Genomic DNA, 17435 nt, shown 5'->3' on the forward strand with positions numbered 1-17435 from the left:
TCGCGCGACCATGCCCGCCGGGGTGGTGGAACGGCAGACACGGGGCACTCAAAATGCTCTGCCCGCAAGGGCGTGCGGGTTCAAGTCCCGCTCCCGGCACCACGACGGCCCCGCCGCCGCTCCCCCGTGGGGGACCGGTGGTGGGGCCCGTCGCCAGGCAGATAGGCTGGACCTCGTGACCAAGGACAGCGCCCCGACGGGGCCGGACGCCGAGGACGGCGCCCTCATGACCCCGACCGACGACGACCAGAGCAGCGCTCCCGAGCCGTCAGGCACCGTCGGGGAGAGCGCGACGGAGGGACCGGACGCGTCCGGCCTGCGCATCGTGCTCGCCGAGGACGAGGCGCTCATCCGCATGGACCTGGCCGAGATGCTCACCGAGTCGGGGCACCAGATCGTGGGGCAGGCGGCCGACGGCGAGCAGGCCGTCGCCCTGGTCCGGGACACCGAGCCCGACCTGGTGGTCATGGACATCAAGATGCCCGGCATGGACGGGATCTCGGCCGCCGAGCAGATCGGCCGGGAGGGCCTGGCGCCCGTCGTCATGCTCACCGCCTTCAGCGACAAGAACCTCGTCGAGCGTGCGCGCGACGCCGGCGTGATGTCCTACGTGGTCAAGCCGTTCAGCGCCGCCGACGTGCTGCCCGCGATCGACATCGCCCGCGCGCGCTGGGCCGAGCGCAAGGCGCTGGAGTCCGAGGTGGCCGACCTGGGGGAGCGGTTCGAGACCCGCAAGCGGGTCGACCGGGCCAAGGGTCTGCTCATGGCCCAGCTCAAGCTGTCCGAGCCGGACGCCTTCCGGTGGATCCAGAAGGCGGCCATGGACCGTCGTCTGTCCATGCGTGAGGTCGCCGACGCGGTGATCTCGGGGATGCCCGGGAAGTAGGGGAGCGCGGGGCAGGTCGCCCCGGCCCGGCGCCCGGGCACCGGGCGACGGGCCTCAGCTCAGCGCGGCGACCACCGAGACCAGCACCGGCGCCACCAGCAGGGCCGGCAGCAGGTCGCCCACGGGCACCTGCCGGATGTTGAGCAGCCGGAAGGAGATGCCCACCAGCAGCAGGCCGCCCACGGCGGTCAGCGCGGCGATGTGGGCCTCCGGCACGATCGCGCCGAGGGTCACCCCCACCAGCGTCAGCGACCCCTGGACCACCGCGACCGACGCCGCCGAGACGAGCACCCCGATCCCGAACGTCGAGGCGAACGCGATCGAGGCGAAGAAGTCCAGGGCCGACTTGAGCACGAGCTGGTCGATGCCCCGGCCCAGGCCGTCCGAGAGCGAGCCCAGAATGGTCAGCGGCCCCACGCAGAAGAGCAGCGAGGCCGTCAGCCAGCCCTCGATGAAGCGTTCCCGCTCGGCGTGCCCCCGCTCCCCGGGGACGGACCGGCGGTGCACCCACCGCTGGACCACCCCGGCCAGGGACTCCAGCCGCTGCTCGATCCGCAGGAGCGAGCCCACGATCCCGCCGACGAGCAGGCTGCCCAGGACGACGAGCACCGGCACCCCCTCGCCCACCGCCGCCGCCAGGGCGGGGGAGGTGACGTCGAGCGCCGAGAGGACGGCGACCAGCAGGGTGACCAGCCCCAGGCAGTCGGTGACCACCGAGCGGACCCGGTCGGGGAGCCGGTTGCCGGCGACCATCCCCAGGGTCGCCCCGAGGAGCACGGCCACGACGTTGATCACGGTCCCGAGCCCGGGGAAGGCGCCATCCATGGGCACAGACTAGGTCCGGCGCCCGGCCCCGACGGCCACGGGTCCGGGCGGCGGGGAGCACGGTCAGCCCGCCGGTGGACGCTCCCGCAGGTGGCAGGTCAGCCGGGCGGTGCACACCCTGCGCCCCTCCTCGTCGGTGACGAGGATCTCGTAGGCGGCCACCGACCGACCCAGGGACAGCGGCGTCGCCACCCCGGTGACCCAGCCGGAGCGCACCGCCCGGTGGTGGGTGGCGTTGAGGTCCACCCCGACCGCGACCCGATCCGGGGCGGCGTGCGTGGCCGCAGCCAGGGAACCCACCGTCTCGGCGAGGGCGGCGGAGGCCCCGCCGTGCAGGAGCCCGTAGGGCTGGGTGTTGCCGGCGACCGGCATCCGGGCCACGGTGCGCTCGGCCCCGATCTCGAGCAGCTCCATCCCCATCCGCTCGACGAGGGTCCCGGTGACCGTCCCGTCCAGCCCGGGCAGGTCGGGGGAGGGCGCGGGCTGGGTGCTGTCGGTCATGGGACATAGGCTGCCATGCGTGAGTCGACTGCTGCTGCTGGACGGACACTCGCTGGCCTACCGCGCCTTCTACGCGCTGCCGGTGGAGAACTTCTCGACGACGACGGGTCAGAGCACCAACGCCGTCTACGGGTTCACCTCGATGCTCATCAACGTGCTGCGCGACGAGGCGCCGACCCACGTCGCGGTGGCCTTCGACCGGTCCCGGCAGACGTTCCGGACGCAGGAGTATGCCGAGTACAAGGCCGGGCGAGCCTCGACCCCGGGTGAGTTCGTGGGGCAGGTCGACCTCATCAAGCAGGTGCTGGACGCGCTGCGGATCACGCACGTGGAGGTGGACGGCTACGAGGCGGACGACATCATCGCCACGCTCACCTCGCAGGCCCGGGCTGAGGGCCTGGAGGTGATCATCCTCTCCGGCGACCGCGACGCGTTCCAGCTCGTCGACGAGCGCACGCTGCTGCTCTACCCCGTGCGCGGCGTCTCCGAGACCTGGCGGCTCACCCCGGCGCTGATCGAGGAGAAGTACCTCGTCCGGCCCGAGCGCTACAGCGACCTCGCCGCGATGGTGGGGGAGAGCTCGGACAACCTGCCCGGCGTGCCCGGGGTCGGGCCGAAGACCGCCGCGAAGTGGCTGGCGCAGTTCGGGGACCTGGCCGGGATCGTCGGCGCGGCGGACCAGCTCAAGGGCAAGGCCGGACAGTCGCTGCGCGACCACCTGGACCAGGTGCTGCGCAACCGGCGGCTCAACCAGCTGGTGGCCGAGGTGCCGCTCGAGGTCGGCGTCCCCGACCTGCAGGCCCGGGGCTGGGACCGGGAGGAGGTCCACCGCGTCTTCGACGGGCTGGAGTTCCGCGTGCTGCGGGACCGGTTGTTCGCGACCCTGGAGTCGGCCGAGTCCGAGGCCGAGGAGGGCATCGAGGTGGCCGGCACCCTGCTGGGCGGCGGTGAGCTGACCGGCTGGCTCGAGCAGCACGCGGGCCCCGGCGAACGCCTGGCCCTCGTCGTCCAGGCCGCGCCGCGCACCGCTGCCGGGGCGGGGGAGGCCACCGGGCTCGGGCTCGCGGGGGCCGAGCACGCGGCATACCTGTCGCTGCAGCTCGCCGACGTCGACGACGAACGGGCCCTGCAGACCTGGCTGGCCGACGCCGGCCGCCCCAAGGTCCTGCACGACGCCAAGGGGCAGACCGCCTCGCTGGAGGCCGTCGGGCTGCCGGTGGAGGGGGTGGTCAGCGACACCGCTCTCGCGGCCTACCTGGTGCGTCCGGACCAGCGGTCCTACGACCTGGCCGACCTGGCGCTGCGCTACCTGCACCGTGAGCTGCGGCTGGACGAGGACCAGGACCAGGACCAGGACCAGGGCCAGCTCTCCCTCGGGTGGGACGTGGGGGAGGACGCAGCAGGGACCGGGGACGGCCAGCCCGTCGACGTGGCCGCCGGACGGTCCGCGATGGTGCACGCCCGCGCGGTCCACGACCTGTCCGTCACCCTGGACCAGCAGCTCGCGGACGACGACGAGCAGCACCTGCTCGGTGACGTCGAGCTGCCGCTCGTCGGCGTGCTCCGACGGATGGAGCAGGCCGGGATCGCCGTCGACCTGCCGATGCTGCAGGCGCTGGAGGGCGAGTTCGCCGCCTCCATGGCCCAGGCCCAGCAGGACGCCTGGGACGCGCTCGGCGACGACACGGTCAACCTCGGGTCGCCCAAGCAGCTGCAGGTCGTCCTCTTCGAGACCCTGGGCCTGCCCAAGACCCGGCGGACCAAGACGGGCTACACCACGGACGCGGACGCCCTGGCGGGTCTGTACGCCCAGACGGAGCACCCCTTCCTGGAGGCACTGCTGCGCCATCGGGACAAGGCCCGGCTGAGGGTGACCGCCGAGGGGCTGGTCAAGGCGGTCGCCGACGACGGGCGGATCCACACGACCTACCAGCAGACCATCGCCGCCACCGGTCGGCTCAGCTCGACCGAGCCGAACCTGCAGAACATCCCGATCCGGACCGAGGAGGGGCGCCGGATCCGGGAGATCTTCGTCGTCGGCCGGGACGCCTCGACGGGGACCGCCTTCGAGTCGCTGATGTCGGCCGACTACAGCCAGATCGAGATGCGGATCATGGCGCACCTCTCGGGGGACGAGGGCCTCATCGAGGCCTTCCGCACCGGTGAGGACCTGCACCGCTTCGTCGGGTCCCGGGTGTTCGGGGTGCAGCCGGACGAGGTGAGCCCGCAGATGCGCTCCAAGGTCAAGGCGATGAGCTACGGCCTGGCCTACGGGCTCTCGGCCTTCGGCCTGTCCAAGCAGCTCACGATCTCCACCGGGGAGGCCAAGGAGCTCATGGAGGAGTACTTCGAGCGCTTCGGGGGGGTGCGGGACTACCTCCGCGACGTGGTCGCCGAGGCCCGGCGCACCGGCTTCACCGAGACGATCCTGGGGCGTCGGCGGCACCTGCCGGACCTGCTCAGCGACAACCGGCAGCGGCGGGAGATGGCCGAGCGGATGGCGCTCAACGCCCCGATCCAGGGATCGGCGGCCGACATCATCAAGGTCGCCATGCTGCGCACCGAGGACGCGCTGCGCGAGCAGGAGCTCGCCTCCCGGATGCTCCTGCAGGTCCACGACGAGCTCGTGCTGGAGATCGCGCCGGGGGAGCAGGAGCAGGTGGAGCTGCTCCTGCGCGAGCAGATGGGCGGCGCCGCGGACCTGTCGGTGCCCCTGGACGTGAGCGTGGGAGTGGGTCGCAGCTGGCACGAGGCCGCCCACTGACCCACGCCGTCCCCGTCCGGTCACGGGCCGGCCGGTGAGCGGTCCGGCTGCGGGACGGCTGGATAACGATGTGGGAACGATCCCTGGTCGTGGCCGTGCCACCCTTGTGCTGGGCGGTCCCGACATCTACGTTCAGGGCACCAGGGCGACACAGTGGTCGCCCACATCGACACAAGAGGAGCACCATGAGCCCCACCTCTCTTCGCTCTCGGGCGTCCGTGACCGCCCGCGGGGTCGCCGCCGTCGCCGCCGCCAGCCTCGTGCTGGCAGCGTGCGGGAACGGGGGCGACGACGCCGCCCCCGCCGATGACGACACAGCCTCGGAGGAGACCCAGGAGGACTCGGACGCCACCGGCGCCGCCGGGGAGCGCGACCTGACCCTCGAGGTCGGCACCGTCCTGCCGCAGACGGGCGCCCTGGCCTTCCTGGGCCCGCCGGAGGAGGCGGGCGTGCTGCTCGCCGAGAAGCACATCAACGAGGCGGACGCGGGCATCACCGTCAACGTGACGCTGGGCGACTCCGGCGACCCGGACAACCGCGCCTACGCCACCACGGTGCCACAGCTGCTCAACGCCGGCGTCAACGTCATCGTGGGGGCGGCTTCCTCGGGCGTCTCGAAGCTCTTCATCGACGAGGTCGTCGCCGCCGACACCCTGATGGTCTCCCCGGCCAACACCGCCCCGGAGTTCACCGACTGGGACGACAACGACCTCTACTGGCGCACCGCGCCCTCGGACCTGCTGCAGGGCGAGGTGCTCGGCAACCTGATCGCCTCCGACGGTGTGGTCAACCTGGGGATCATCTACCTCAACGACGCCTACGGCACCGGCCTGGAGGCCCAGCTCACCGAGACGTTCGAGGCCGCCAACGGCACGATCGTGGCCAGTGAGTCCTACAACGCGGGCGACACCACCTTCGACGCGCAGATCAGCTCGGTCATGGCCCAGAACCCCGACGCCATCGCGCTGATCACCTTCGAGGAGGCCACGACGATCATCCCGGCGCTGGACGCGGCGGGCTTCGACACCGGCAGCCTCTACTTCGTCGACGGCAACCTGTCCAACTACGGCGACGAGTTCGACGCAGGCCTGCTCGAGGGTTCCAAGGGCACCCAGCCCGGACCGGACCTGGGGGACGAGTTCCGCAGCGAGCTCAACGACGTCTGGACCGCCGCGGGCAACGACGAGCTGGAGGACTGGAACTACGCGGCCGAGTCCTACGACGCCGTGATGCTCAGCGCCCTGGCGGCCCTGGCGGCCGACTCGGTCGAGGGCCCCGACCTGGCGGCCAAGATGCAGGAGGTCTCCGGTGGCACCGGCGGCGGTGAGAAGGTGAGCGACTTCGCCGAGGCCGCCCAGATCATCGTGGACGGAGGCGTGGTGGACTACGACGGCCCGTCGGGTCCGATCACCTTCGACGAGAACGGTGACCCGACCGAGGCCACCATCGGCGTCTTCGAGTACGACGGCAACAACGAGCTGGTCCGTCAGAACTGACGGCAGGCACGCCAGAAGGGCCCCCGGGACACGTCCCGGGGGCCCTTCTGGCGTGTGCGGCTGGGGGGTGGTGCTTCAGATTCAGGGTGCTTCAGGTTCAGGGTGCTTCAGGAGGCGTCGTCCTGACCCAGGGTGCCCAGGTACAGCCCGATGACCCGTTCGTCGTTGAGCAGTTCACGGCCGGTCCCGGTGTGCGCGTCCTTGCCCTGGTCGAGGACGTAGGCGCGGTCGCAGATCTGCAGGCACCGGCGGGCGTTCTGCTCGACCATGATGGTCGTCACGCCGGCCTCGTTGATGGAGGAGACGCGGATGAAGGCGTCGTCCTGCCGCACCGGGGACAGACCCGCCGACGGCTCGTCCAGCAGCAGCACGTCGGGCCGCATCATCAGCGCCCGGGACATCGCCACCATCTGCCGCTCGCCGCCGCTCAACGAACCGGCCACCTGGTTGAGGCGGTCCTTGAGCGCCGGGAAGATGTCCAGCACGAACGCCAGGTTCTCCTTCACGACCGAGGGCCGCTGGTAGGCCCCCATCTCCAGGTTCTCCTGGATGGTGAGGGTCGGGAAGACGTTCTCGGTCTGGGGGACCAGGCCCACCCCCTTGGCCACGAGCTTGTTGGCCTTGAGGTTGGTGATCTCCTCGCCGCGCAGGCTGATCGTGCCGCTGCGCACGTTGACCAGGCCGAAGATCGCCTTGAGCAGGGTGGACTTCCCGGCCCCGTTGGGACCGATGATGCCGATGAGCTCACCGTCGTAGGCCTGCAGGTTGGTGTCCATGAGGATGTCCACCCCCGGCAGGTAGCCGGCCGTCACGTCCCGGACCTCGACGACGAGGTCTCGTTCCTCGGTCGCCGTGGCAGCGGCCCCGGTGGGGGAGGGGTGCTCGGTGTGCTCGCTCATAGGATGCGGTTGCCCTCCTCGTCGTACCGGCCGGTGATGACACCGATGTCCTGGTCGAGGTGGCTGCCCAGGTAGGCGTCCACCACGGCCTCGTCCTTCATGACCTCGTGCGGCGGCCCCTCGGCCACGATCCGGCCCTCGGCCATGACGACCACCCAGTCGGCGATGTGCCGGACCATGTGCATGTCGTGCTCGACGAAGAGCACCGTCATCCCCTCGCGCTTGAGGTTGACCACGTGGTCCAACAGGGACTGCACCAGCGCCGGGTTGACACCGGCCATCGGCTCGTCCAGCAGCACGAACTCCGGGTCGGTCATCAGCGCCCGGGCCATCTCGAGCAGCTTGCGCTGCCCCCCCGACAGCGCCGCCGCGTAGTCGTCCTTCTTGTCCAGCAGCCTGAACTTCTCGAGCAGGACCAGGGCCCGCTCCTCGTTCTTCCTCTCCTGGGCGCGCCAGGTGAAGGGCAGGACGGAGAACAGCAGGCTCTCGCCCTTCTGCTTGCTGGCCCCGAGCTTCATGCTGTCCAGCACGGTGAGCCGGTTGAGGACCTTGGTCAGCTGGAAGGTGCGGACCTGTCCGCGCCGCGCGGCCTTCCAGGCAGGGATGCCCGACAGGGACCGTCCGTTGAACGACCACTCGCCGGTGTCGGGCCGGTCGAACCCGCTCAACAGGTTGAACAGGGTCGTCTTCCCGGCCCCGTTGGGGCCGATGAGAGCGGTGATGGCGTGCCGCGGGATCTCCACGTGGTCGACGTCCACCGCGTGCACACCGCCGAAGGACCGCGTGATGTGGTCGGCCACGAGGATGGGGTCCTTCTTCGGCACGCCGGGCCGGGCCGGGCCGGTCGCCAGGTCGACGGACTTCTCCGCCCGGACCGTGGGGGCGACGTCCTCGGTGGCCACGAGGTGCTCGTGCTCAGGACCGGGCTGGTCACTTGACAAAGGTCATCTCCTTCTTGTTCCCCAGGATCCCCTGCGGTCGGAACGCGACGAGCAGCATGAGGGCGACTCCGACGAGGACGTAGCGCAGGTAGCCGGCCTGGGTCTCGGTCATCGGCAGCCAGCCCTCGCTGGCCAGGGCGGGCAGGACTCCGGACAGGAAGGCCATCAGCGCCCAGTAGAGGACCGCCCCGAGAACCGGTCCGAAGATGGTGGCCGCACCACCCAGGAGCAGCGCCGTCCACACGAAGAAGGTCAGGCTGGGCAGGTAGTACTGCGGGATGACGGCGGAGGGCAGGGCGATCACGACACCACCGAGGGAGCCGAGCACGCCGCCGAGGATCAGGGCCTGCATCTTGTAGGCGAAGACGTTCTTGCCCAGGGAGCGCACCGCGTCCTCGTCCTCGCGGATGCCCTTGAGCACCCGGCCCCAGGGGCTGCGCATGATGAGCCAGACCAGCAGGACGGCCAGCGCCACCAGCACGAGCCCGAAGATCCGGGCCCACCACTGGTCGGACGTGTAGGACCAGGGGCCCAGCGCGAAGGAGCCTGCCGGGAACGGGTTGGCGGCCCGGAAGCTCGCGTGGTAGCCGCCCAGGCCGTCCGCCGAGTTGGTCCACCGGTCGAACAGCTGGGTCTGGAAGAGCAGCCGGACGATCTCGGCCGCCGCGATCGTCACGATCGCCAGGTAGTCCGCCCGGAGCCGCAGCGTGGGGATCCCCAGGAGCACGGCGAAGACGACGGCGCCGGCGATGCTGACCCCCATCGCCAGCCACCACGGGAAGCCGAAGCTGAGGATGGAGATGGCGTAGCCGTACGCCCCGATCGCCATGAAGCCGGCCATCCCGAAGTTCAGCAGCCCCGCGTAGCCGAAGTGGATCGCCAGCCCGAGCGCGGCGAGCATGAACCCGATCGTCTCCGTGGAGAGCATGAAGCTCAACGTGTTGTTGAGGATCTGGCCCCAGTCCATCGCAGTTCTCCCTTGCCGCTATCCGATGCGTGCTGTTCGACCCAGAAGTCCCTGGGGTCGCACGAGCAGGATGATGATGAGGACGCCGAGGGCCCCGACGTACTTGATGTCCGACGGGATCCACAGGGTGGAGACCTCGACGAGGATTCCGATGATCAGGGCGCCGAGCAGGGCGCCGAAGGCGGTGCCCAGACCGCCGAGCACCACGGCCGCGAAGATCAGCAGCAGGATCTGCATCCCCATGTCCCACTTGATGCCCGGTCGGAAGTAGGCCCACAGCACGCCGGAGAGGCCGGCGAGCGCGGCCCCGGCGACCCACACGATCCGCGTCACGCCCTCGACGTCGATGCCGCTGGCTGCGGCCAGCGGGCGGTTGTCGGCGACGGCGCGGGTGGCCTTGCCGGTCCGGGTGCGCAGCAGCCAGTAGGCCACCCCGAGGAGCACGACCAGGCTCAGGCCCATGCTCACCATGTCGATGGTGGACAGCCTGATCGGACCCAGGATCTGGTGCTTGGTGCCCCCGGCCCCCGGCAGCTGGCTGGTGCCGCCGCCGATGAAGAACTGGAAGACGTAGCGCAGGGCCAGCGAGAAGCCGATGGTGAGGATCATCATCTGCACCAGCCCGATGCCCCGGCGGCGCAGCGGCCGCCAGATCCCGGCGTCGATCAGCCAGCCGAAGGCCCCGCTCAGCACCACGGCGAGCAGGATGGCCAGCCAGATCGGCCAGCCGAGGTCGACCCCGAAGATCAGCGCCACGATCGCGCCCAGCGTGACCATCTCCGCGTGCGCGAAGTTGGTCAGTCCCGTCGTGCCGAAGATGAGGGACAGGCCGATCGAGGCCAGGGCCAGCATGAGGCCGAAGTTCAACCCGTTGATGAGACGCTCGACGAACTGGTCGAGGAAGCTGGTGGTCTCCCGTTCCCCCTCGCCGAGGAAGAAGTTGGCCGGCTGGAAGAACTGCGAGCCGTAGCTGACCGTGAGCGGGTTGTCGCCGGTGACGGTCACCCCCTCCGGCAACGACTCCTCGTCGACCAGCACCTCGTACGGGTCGGTCGTCGGCACCCCGAACCGGGCCTGCCCGCGATCGCTCGTGGTGGCCTCCGCCTCGAACCCACCGCCGCTGATGACGATGCGGGCGCCCTCCACCGGTTCGTTGTCGTAACGGATGTTGACCGTCACGACGTCGTCGTACTCGTCGATCCCCACCTGCGAGGGGTCCGCCCCCCCCTGTGCCAGCGCGGCGGCGGGCGAGAGGGCGACGAGCAGCACTGCGAGCAGCACTCCCAGCAGGTGCCAGGGCCTGCGGGCGCGCGGGCGCTCCGGGGATGAGGTGGTGGGCGGCACTGCTCCTCCAACCTGGAAGGGTCACGGGACGACGTGACGCACCCGGCTCGGGTGCGTCACGTGGGCAGAGCATAGGGGACGGGTGAGGCCCCCGACAGGGGCGGGTCGAGGGCGTGTCCGGATCGTGACCTACCCGGGTGCGGGGGGCCGGTGGCACACGAGGACGGCCGTACCCGGGATCATCGTGCCGCGGGTCGCGCTCCAGCCGCCCCAGACGTGCTCCGCGCCGGTGGGCCATTCGGGCTCGACCAGGTCGGTGAGGACGAGACCGGCGCCGGCCACGGCCCGGACCAGGTCGCCGAGGGTGCGGTGGTGCTCGCTGTAGGTGACGCTTCCGTCGGCGGACTCCTCCACGTAGGGGCGGCGGTCGAAGTAGGAGTGCGCGACCCGCAGCCCCTCCGGGCCGGGGACGTCCGGGAAGGCCCACCGCACGGGGTGGGGGAGGGAGAAGACGCACCGCCCCCCGGGGCGCAGCACACGCGCCCACTCCGAGAGCGCGGCGGCTGCGTCCGGCACGAAGGCCAGCACGCCGTGGGCGGTGAGGACCACGTCGAAGGTCGCGTCCGCGAACGGCAGGCGCGTGCCGTCGCACTGGACCAGCGCGGGCCGCCGGCCGGACGGCATACCTCGCTGGAGCCGGGCGCCGACGCCCAGCATGGATCCGGACAGGTCCGAGGCCACCACAGCCGCGCCCTGACCCGCGCACCAGCGCGCGCCCTGCCCGGCCCCGGAACCGACCTCCAGGACGCGTGCCCCGTCCAGGTCGCCGAGGAGCCCGAGGTCCGTCTCCGTCCAGCCCTCCGGGCCCCAGGTCAGGTCGTGGTCCCCGAGAAAGGAGCCGTGCTCGGCGTGGTAGCTCTCGGCCTCCGAGTCCCACCAGCTCCTGCTGGCCCGCACGGCCTCGGGGTGAGTCACCGGGCGACGGGCGACCCGGCCGGGCGTAGGCTCGCTGTCCACCGCCCCAGTGTGCCAGCGGTGCGCGAGGGCGCGGCGGCACCCGGCCGAGCGCTTTGACCTGCGCCCGGACCGACGATAAGGTGGGCGGGCGCGTCGCGTGCGCTCGTGCATGCTCTCCGGCGGTCTTCTCCAGGCCGCCGTCGGTCCTCCCTCCGGGGTGGTCCCGGGAGGTGCGGAGCCGGTGACGCACGACCGCCCGTCCATCCTTTCCATGTCCACAATCGGAGCCCCTACTACATGACTGCTACCACGGCCGAGAAGGCCATCTCCCAGATCGCTGTCAACGACATCGGGTCTGAGGAGGAGCTGCTCGCAGCGATCGACGCGACGATCAAGAACTTCAACGACGGTGACATCGTCGAAGGAGTCATCGTCAAGGTCGACCGCGACGAGGTCCTGCTCGACATCGGCTACAAGACCGAGGGCGTCATCCCCTCGCGCGAGCTGGCCATCAAGCACGACGTCGACCCGTCCGAGGTCGTCTCGGTCGGCGACGAGGTCGAGGCCCTGGTCCTCCAGAAGGAGGACAAGGAGGGCCGCCTGATCCTGTCTAAGAAGCGTGCGCAGTACGAGCGCGCCTGGGGCTCGATCGAGAAGGTCAAGGAGGAGGACGGCGTCGTCACCGGCACCGTCATCGAGGTCGTCAAGGGCGGCCTCATCCTCGACATCGGCCTGCGCGGCTTCCTGCCGGCCTCCCTCGTCGAGATGCGCCGCGTCCGCGACCTGCAGCCCTACGTCGGCAAGCAGATCGAGGCCAAGATCATCGAGCTGGACAAGAACCGCAACAACGTGGTGCTGTCCCGCCGTGCGTGGCTCGAGCAGACCCAGTCCGAGGTGCGGACCACCTTCCTCAAGGAGCTGCAGAAGGGTCAGGTCCGCTCCGGCGTCGTCAGCAGCATCGTCAACTTCGGTGCGTTCGTCGACCTCGGCGGCGGCGTGGACGGGCTGGTGCACGTCTCCGAGCTGTCCTGGAAGCACATCGACCACCCGGGCGAGGTCGTCGAGGTCGGTGACGAGGTCACCGTCGAGGTGCTGGACGTCGACATGGACCGTGAGCGCGTCTCCCTGTCCCTGAAGGCCACCCTCGAGGACCCGTGGCAGACCTTCGCGCGCACCCACGCGATCGGTCAGGTCGTGCCCGGCAAGGTCACCAAGCTGGTGCCGTTCGGCGCCTTCGTGCGTGTCGAGGACGGCATCGAGGGTCTCGTGCACATCTCCGAGCTGGCCGAGCGCCACGTGGAGCTGCCCGAGCAGATCGTCACCGTCGGTGCCGAGGTGTTCGTCAAGGTCATCGACATCGACCTGGAGCGCCGTCGCATCTCGCTGTCGCTGAAGCAGGCGAACGACGCCCTCACGGCCGACTTCGACCCGACCCTCTACGGCATGGCCGCGGAGTACGACGAGCAGGGGAACTACAAGTACCCCGAGGGCTTCGACCCCGAGACCAACGAGTGGCTCGAGGGCTTCGAGACCCAGCGCGAGAAGTGGGAGAAGGAGTACGCCGACGCCCACGCCCGCTGGGAGGCCCACAAGGCGCAGGTCGAGGCCGCGGCCGAGTCCGCGACCGACGACACGGTCGAGGTCACGCAGTCGAGCAGCAGCTCGTCCTCGTCCTCGTCCTCGTCCTACAGCTCGACCCCGTCGGCCGCCGAGGAGGCGACCGGCACGTTGGCCTCCGACGAGGCCCTCGCCGCGCTGCGCGAGAAGCTCACCGGCAACTGATCCACCCGACCGGGGTCCGGCCCACCAGCCGGCCCCGGTCCGGGAGAGCCCGACCCGCGCCGGGTCGGGCTCTTCTGCGTCACCCCTCTACCCTCTACCCTCTACCGCGTCAGCCCCTACCCTCCGAGGAGAACAGCGCATGAGCGTGACGACCAAGCCCGACGGGCCCCCGGGAGCACCCGCGCCGGCGATCACCCCAGGGCTGGCCCCCCGCGTCTTCTGGCCGGCCGCCGTCCTGATCACCGCCTTCGTGCTGGCGGCGGCGATCTTTCCCGCGCCCATGAACGAGGGCCTGGCCAAGATCAACGAGGTCGTGGTCAACACGATCGGCTGGTACTACGTCCTGCTGACCTTCATCTTCGTCGTCTTCACCATCTGGCTCGCGGTCAGCCGCTTCGGTGAGATCCGGCTGGGCCAGGACGACGAGGAGCCCGAGTTCGGCTACGTCTCGTGGTTCGCGATGCTGTTCAGCGCCGGGATGGGCATCGGCCTGATGTTCTGGGGCGTGGCCGAGCCGCTGTTCCACTTCGCCGGACCTCCGCCCGGCTCCGCCGCGGACACGCCGGCGGGCCTGGCCAACGCCGCGATGGGGCGGACCTTCCTGCACTGGGGGCTGCACGCGTGGGCCATCTACATCATCGTCGGGCTCGGCGTCGCCTATGCCGTGCACCGCAAGAAGCTGCCCGTCTCCATCCGCTGGGCCCTGAGGCCGCTCCTGGGGAGCCGGGTGGAGGGCTGGCTGGGGGACGTCATCGACGTCGTCGCCGTCGTCGGCACCCTGTTCGGGGTCGCGACCTCGCTGGGGTTCGGGGTGAGCCAGGTGGCCGCGGGGCTGGACTTCGTCGGCCTGACCGACGGCGTGGGCGCCTGGGGCCAGGTCGCCCTCATCGCGGGCATCACCCTCATCGCGACCGGTTCGGTGATGACCGGCATCGGCAAGGGCATCAAGTGGCTGAGCAACATCAACCTCGCCCTCGCGGGGCTCCTGCTGCTCTTCGTGCTCGTCGCCGGGCCCACCCTCTTCCTGCTGCGGGACATGGTGCAGGCGGTCGGGTTCTACCTGCAGAACTTCTTCTCGATGAGCTTCTCCACGATGGCCTACCAGGAGGAGGGTCCCGCCTGGCTGGGGGGCTGGACCACCTACTACTGGGGCTGGTGGATCAGCTGGTCGCCCTTCGTGGGGATCTTCATCGCACGGATCTCCAAGGGCCGCACGGTGCGGGAGTTCATCACCGGTGTCCTGCTGGTGCCGACGCTGCTCACCATGGGTTGGTTCACCGTCATGGGCGGCACCGCCCTGCACCGGGAGATCTTCGGCGACGGCGGCCTCGTGGCGGACGACGGCAGCGTGGCGACGAACGAGGCCCTGTTCCAGATGCTCGACGGTCTGCCCGGAGGTCCCTTCCTCTCGGGCCTGGCGATCATCATGATCGTCATCTTCTTCGTCACCAGCTCCGACTCCGGATCCTACGTCGTGGACATGATCTCCAACGGCGGAAACCCTGACCCGCCCGTGTGGAGCCGGGTGATGTGGGCCGTGCTCGAGGGCGCCATCGCGGCGGTCCTCATCGTCGCCGGGGCCGCCGCCGGGGTCGAGGGCGGAGGCCTGCAGTCGTTGCAGACCATGGCCATCATCACCGCCGCCCCGTTCACGCTCGTGATGATCGGCATCATGATCTCCCTCGTGATCGCGTTCAGCGCCGAGGACAGGTGGCGCAACCAGGTCGAACGACGGATCCTCGCCCGCGAGCTCGCGCTGGAGACGCAGGAGCTCCAGGAGGCGGGCCCGACGGGCGACGACCCCGCCCGCCCCTGACCGGGGCCGGGACGCGCCACCGCCCCCTGGCCGGCCCTGGACGGGCCGGCCGGGGGCGGGGCCAGGACGGGCCCGGGGGTCTGGACGGGAACAGGACTGTCGGACGCGGGCGTTAGCCTCCTTGCTATGCGCCCCACCACCGACCTGCAGCGCACGGTCGCCCCGTTCCGCGTCGAGTCCGACTTCAGCCCTGCCGGGGACCAGCCGGCGGCGATCGCGGAGCTGACCCGGCGGATCGGCCTGGGCGAGCAGGACCTGGTGCTGCTGGGCGCCACGGGCACCGGCAAGTCGGCCACGACCGCCTGGCTCGTCGAGCAGGTGCAGCGTCCGACCCTGGTCATGGCCCCCAACAAGACGCTCGCGGCCCAGCTGGCGAACGAGTTCAGGGAGCTCCTTCCCCACAACGCGGTGGAGTACTTCGTCTCCTACTACGACTACTACCAGCCCGAGGCCTACGTCCCGCAGACGGACACCTACATCGAGAAGGACTCCTCGGTCAACGACGAGGTCGAACGCCTGCGGCACTCGGCGACCAACTCGCTGCTGACCCGCCGCGACGTGGTCGTGGTGGCGTCCGTCTCCTGCATCTACGGCCTGGGCACCCCCCAGGAGTACGTCGACCGGATGGAGCGGCTGCGGGTCGGGGACACGGTCGTCCGGGACGACCTACTGCGGCGGTTCGTCACCATGCAGTACACCCGCAACGACGCCGCGTTCACCCGAGGCACCTTCCGGGTGCGGGGCGACACCGTGGAGATCATCCCGCAGTACGAGGAGCTCGCGCTGCGGATCGAGTTCTTCGGGGACGAGATCGACCGGCTGTACACCCTCCACCCGCTGACCGGGGAGGTCGTGCGGGAGGAGGAGGAGATGTACGTCTTTCCCGCCTCCCACTACGTGGCCGGGCCCGAGCGGATGGAGCGTGCGATCGCCTCGATCGAGGCTGAGCTCGCGGACCAGCTGGCCCGCTTCGAGCGCGAGGGCAAGCTGCTGGAGGCCCAGCGCCTGCGGATGCGCACCACCTACGACATCGAGATGATGCGTCAGGTCGGGAGCTGCTCGGGCATCGAGAACTATTCACGCCACATCGACGGCCGCGGACCCGGCTCGGCGCCGAACTGCCTCCTGGACTACTTCCCGGAGGACTTCCTGCTCGTCATCGACGAGTCCCACGTGACGGTCCCGCAGATCGGCGCGATGTACGAGGGGGACATGTCGCGCAAGCGGACCCTGGTCGACCACGGGTTCCGCCTGCCGAGCGCGATGGACAACCGTCCGCTGAAGTGGGAGGAGTTCCTCGAGCGGATCGGGCAGACCGTCTACCTCTCGGCGACGCCGGGGAACTACGAGATGGCCAAGGCCGACGGAGTCGTGGAGCAGATCATCCGCCCGACCGGACTGGTCGACCCCCAGGTGGTGCTCAAGCCGACCAAGGGTCAGATCGACGACCTCCTGCACGAGATCGGCGAACGCACGGCCCGCGACGAGCGCGTCCTGGTGACCACCCTGACCAAGAAGATGGCCGAGGACCTCACCGACTACCTGCTCGACAAGGGGGTGCGGGTGCGCTACCTGCACTCCGAGGTCGACACCCTGAGACGGGTGGAGCTGCTGCGCGAGCTGCGGATGGGGGAGTACGACGTCCTCGTGGGGATAAACCTGCTGCGGGAGGGCCTGGACCTTCCCGAGGTGTCGCTGGTCAGCATCCTCGACGCGGACAAGGAGGGCTTCCTGCGCTCGGCCAGGTCGCTGATCCAGACGATCGGTCGCGCAGCCCGTAACGTCTCCGGCGAGGTGCACATGTACGCCGACAGCGTGACCCCGTCGATGGCCGAGGCCATCGACGAGACGAACCGCCGGCGGGACAAGCAGCTGGCCTACAACACCGCCCACGGCGTGGACCCGCAGCCCCTGCGCAAGCGCATCGCGGACATCACCGACATGCTCGAGCGGGAGGACGCGGACACCGAGACGCTGATGGGCAGCGGTCGACGTCAGTCGCGGGGGACCGGTCGCGGGCGGGGTGCGGCCGCGGCCGTGGGCAGCGCCGTCATCGAGCGTCGGTCCACCGAGGCCCTGCCCGCGGTCGAGCTGGCCCAGCTCATCCACGAGCTGAGCGAGCAGATGCACCAGGCGGCCACGGACCTGCACTTCGAGCTGGCCGCCAGACTGCGGGACGAGATCGGGGACCTGAAGAAGGAGCTGCGTCAGATGCGCGACGCGCACTGAGGCCTGTGACAGAATGACCGGGTCCATCGGCGGGAAGTCGGTATCGGTGTGCCCAGCAGGGGACCCGGTGCGGGAGAGTCCTCCGGTC

Annotated in this window: 13 protein-coding genes and 1 tRNA gene; 7 read left to right on the forward strand and 7 right to left on the reverse strand. The window is 70.4% G+C overall.

What is annotated here, in order from left to right; translation table 11 throughout:
* Positions 1–16 precede the first annotated feature (16 nt).
* Positions 17–102, forward strand: a tRNA-Leu gene (locus tag ACWHYA_RS11935).
* Between the two features lie 73 nt (positions 103–175).
* Positions 176–886: an ANTAR domain-containing response regulator gene (locus tag ACWHYA_RS11940; protein ID WP_425943605.1), complete on the forward strand. Its 711-nt coding sequence runs from the start codon at positions 176–178 to the stop codon at positions 884–886.
* 54 nt (positions 887–940) lie between these two features.
* Here the strand turns inward: ACWHYA_RS11940 and ACWHYA_RS11945 are convergent, their stop codons facing one another.
* Together ACWHYA_RS11945 and ACWHYA_RS11950 are read right to left on the reverse strand one after the other, a co-directional pair.
* Positions 941–1711 carry a DUF554 domain-containing protein gene (locus ACWHYA_RS11945; RefSeq protein ID WP_425943603.1) on the reverse strand — a complete coding sequence of 257 codons (771 nt, stop codon included), beginning with the start codon at positions 1709–1711 and terminating at the stop codon, positions 941–943.
* 63 nt (positions 1712–1774) lie between these two features.
* Positions 1775–2212, reverse strand: coding sequence for a hotdog fold thioesterase (locus ACWHYA_RS11950; RefSeq protein WP_425943601.1), 438 nt, complete (start codon positions 2210–2212; stop codon positions 1775–1777).
* Positions 2213–2231: 19 nt separating this feature from the next.
* On the opposite strand from ACWHYA_RS11950, the gene polA reads away from it, so the two are divergent.
* Together polA and ACWHYA_RS11960 are read left to right on the forward strand one after the other, a co-directional pair.
* Positions 2232–4976, forward strand: coding sequence for a DNA polymerase I (gene polA / locus ACWHYA_RS11955; RefSeq protein ID WP_425943599.1), 2745 nt, complete (start codon positions 2232–2234; stop codon positions 4974–4976).
* Positions 4977–5161: 185 nt separating this feature from the next.
* Entirely contained in the window at positions 5162–6472 is a 1311-nt protein-coding gene (locus ACWHYA_RS11960) for an ABC transporter substrate-binding protein (protein WP_425943597.1), read from the forward strand.
* A 107-nt stretch (positions 6473–6579) separates the two neighbouring features.
* On the opposite strand, the gene ACWHYA_RS11965 is transcribed toward ACWHYA_RS11960, so the two are convergent.
* From ACWHYA_RS11965 to ACWHYA_RS11985, 5 genes are all read right to left on the reverse strand, one after another.
* The gene (locus ACWHYA_RS11965) at positions 6580–7371 is read right to left on the reverse strand and encodes an ABC transporter ATP-binding protein (protein ID WP_425943595.1); all 792 of its coding nucleotides are present in this window, start codon (positions 7369–7371) and stop codon (positions 6580–6582) included.
* Complete coding sequence (locus tag ACWHYA_RS11970) at positions 7368–8312, reverse strand: ABC transporter ATP-binding protein (RefSeq protein WP_425943593.1); 945 nt, start codon at positions 8310–8312, stop codon at positions 7368–7370. Before ACWHYA_RS11970 ends, ACWHYA_RS11965 begins: the two co-directional genes overlap by 4 nt.
* Positions 8302–9279 carry a branched-chain amino acid ABC transporter permease gene (locus tag ACWHYA_RS11975; protein WP_425943591.1) on the reverse strand — a complete coding sequence of 326 codons (978 nt, stop codon included), beginning with the start codon at positions 9277–9279 and terminating at the stop codon, positions 8302–8304. The genes ACWHYA_RS11970 and ACWHYA_RS11975 overlap by 11 nt, the downstream gene beginning before the upstream one ends.
* A gap of 18 nt (positions 9280–9297) precedes the next feature.
* Complete coding sequence (locus ACWHYA_RS11980; protein WP_425943589.1) at positions 9298–10623, reverse strand: branched-chain amino acid ABC transporter permease; 1326 nt, start codon at positions 10621–10623, stop codon at positions 9298–9300.
* A gap of 129 nt (positions 10624–10752) precedes the next feature.
* Positions 10753–11580 carry a class I SAM-dependent methyltransferase gene (locus ACWHYA_RS11985; RefSeq protein WP_425943587.1) on the reverse strand — a complete coding sequence of 276 codons (828 nt, stop codon included), beginning with the start codon at positions 11578–11580 and terminating at the stop codon, positions 10753–10755.
* 237 nt (positions 11581–11817) lie between these two features.
* Between ACWHYA_RS11985 and rpsA the strand changes: the two genes are divergently transcribed.
* From rpsA to uvrB, 3 genes are all read left to right on the forward strand, one after another.
* The gene (gene rpsA / locus ACWHYA_RS11990) at positions 11818–13302 is read left to right on the forward strand and encodes a 30S ribosomal protein S1 (RefSeq protein ID WP_425943585.1); all 1485 of its coding nucleotides are present in this window, start codon (positions 11818–11820) and stop codon (positions 13300–13302) included.
* A gap of 139 nt (positions 13303–13441) precedes the next feature.
* Complete coding sequence (locus ACWHYA_RS11995; RefSeq protein ID WP_425943583.1) at positions 13442–15118, forward strand: BCCT family transporter; 1677 nt, start codon at positions 13442–13444, stop codon at positions 15116–15118.
* Between the two features lie 126 nt (positions 15119–15244).
* A complete protein-coding gene (uvrB, locus tag ACWHYA_RS12000; RefSeq protein ID WP_425943581.1) occupies positions 15245–17347 on the forward strand; it encodes an excinuclease ABC subunit UvrB in 2103 nt (700 codons plus the stop codon).
* Positions 17348–17435: the final 88 nt, after the last annotated feature.

It is taken from the genome of Ornithinimicrobium carbonis, from assembly GCF_977012275.1.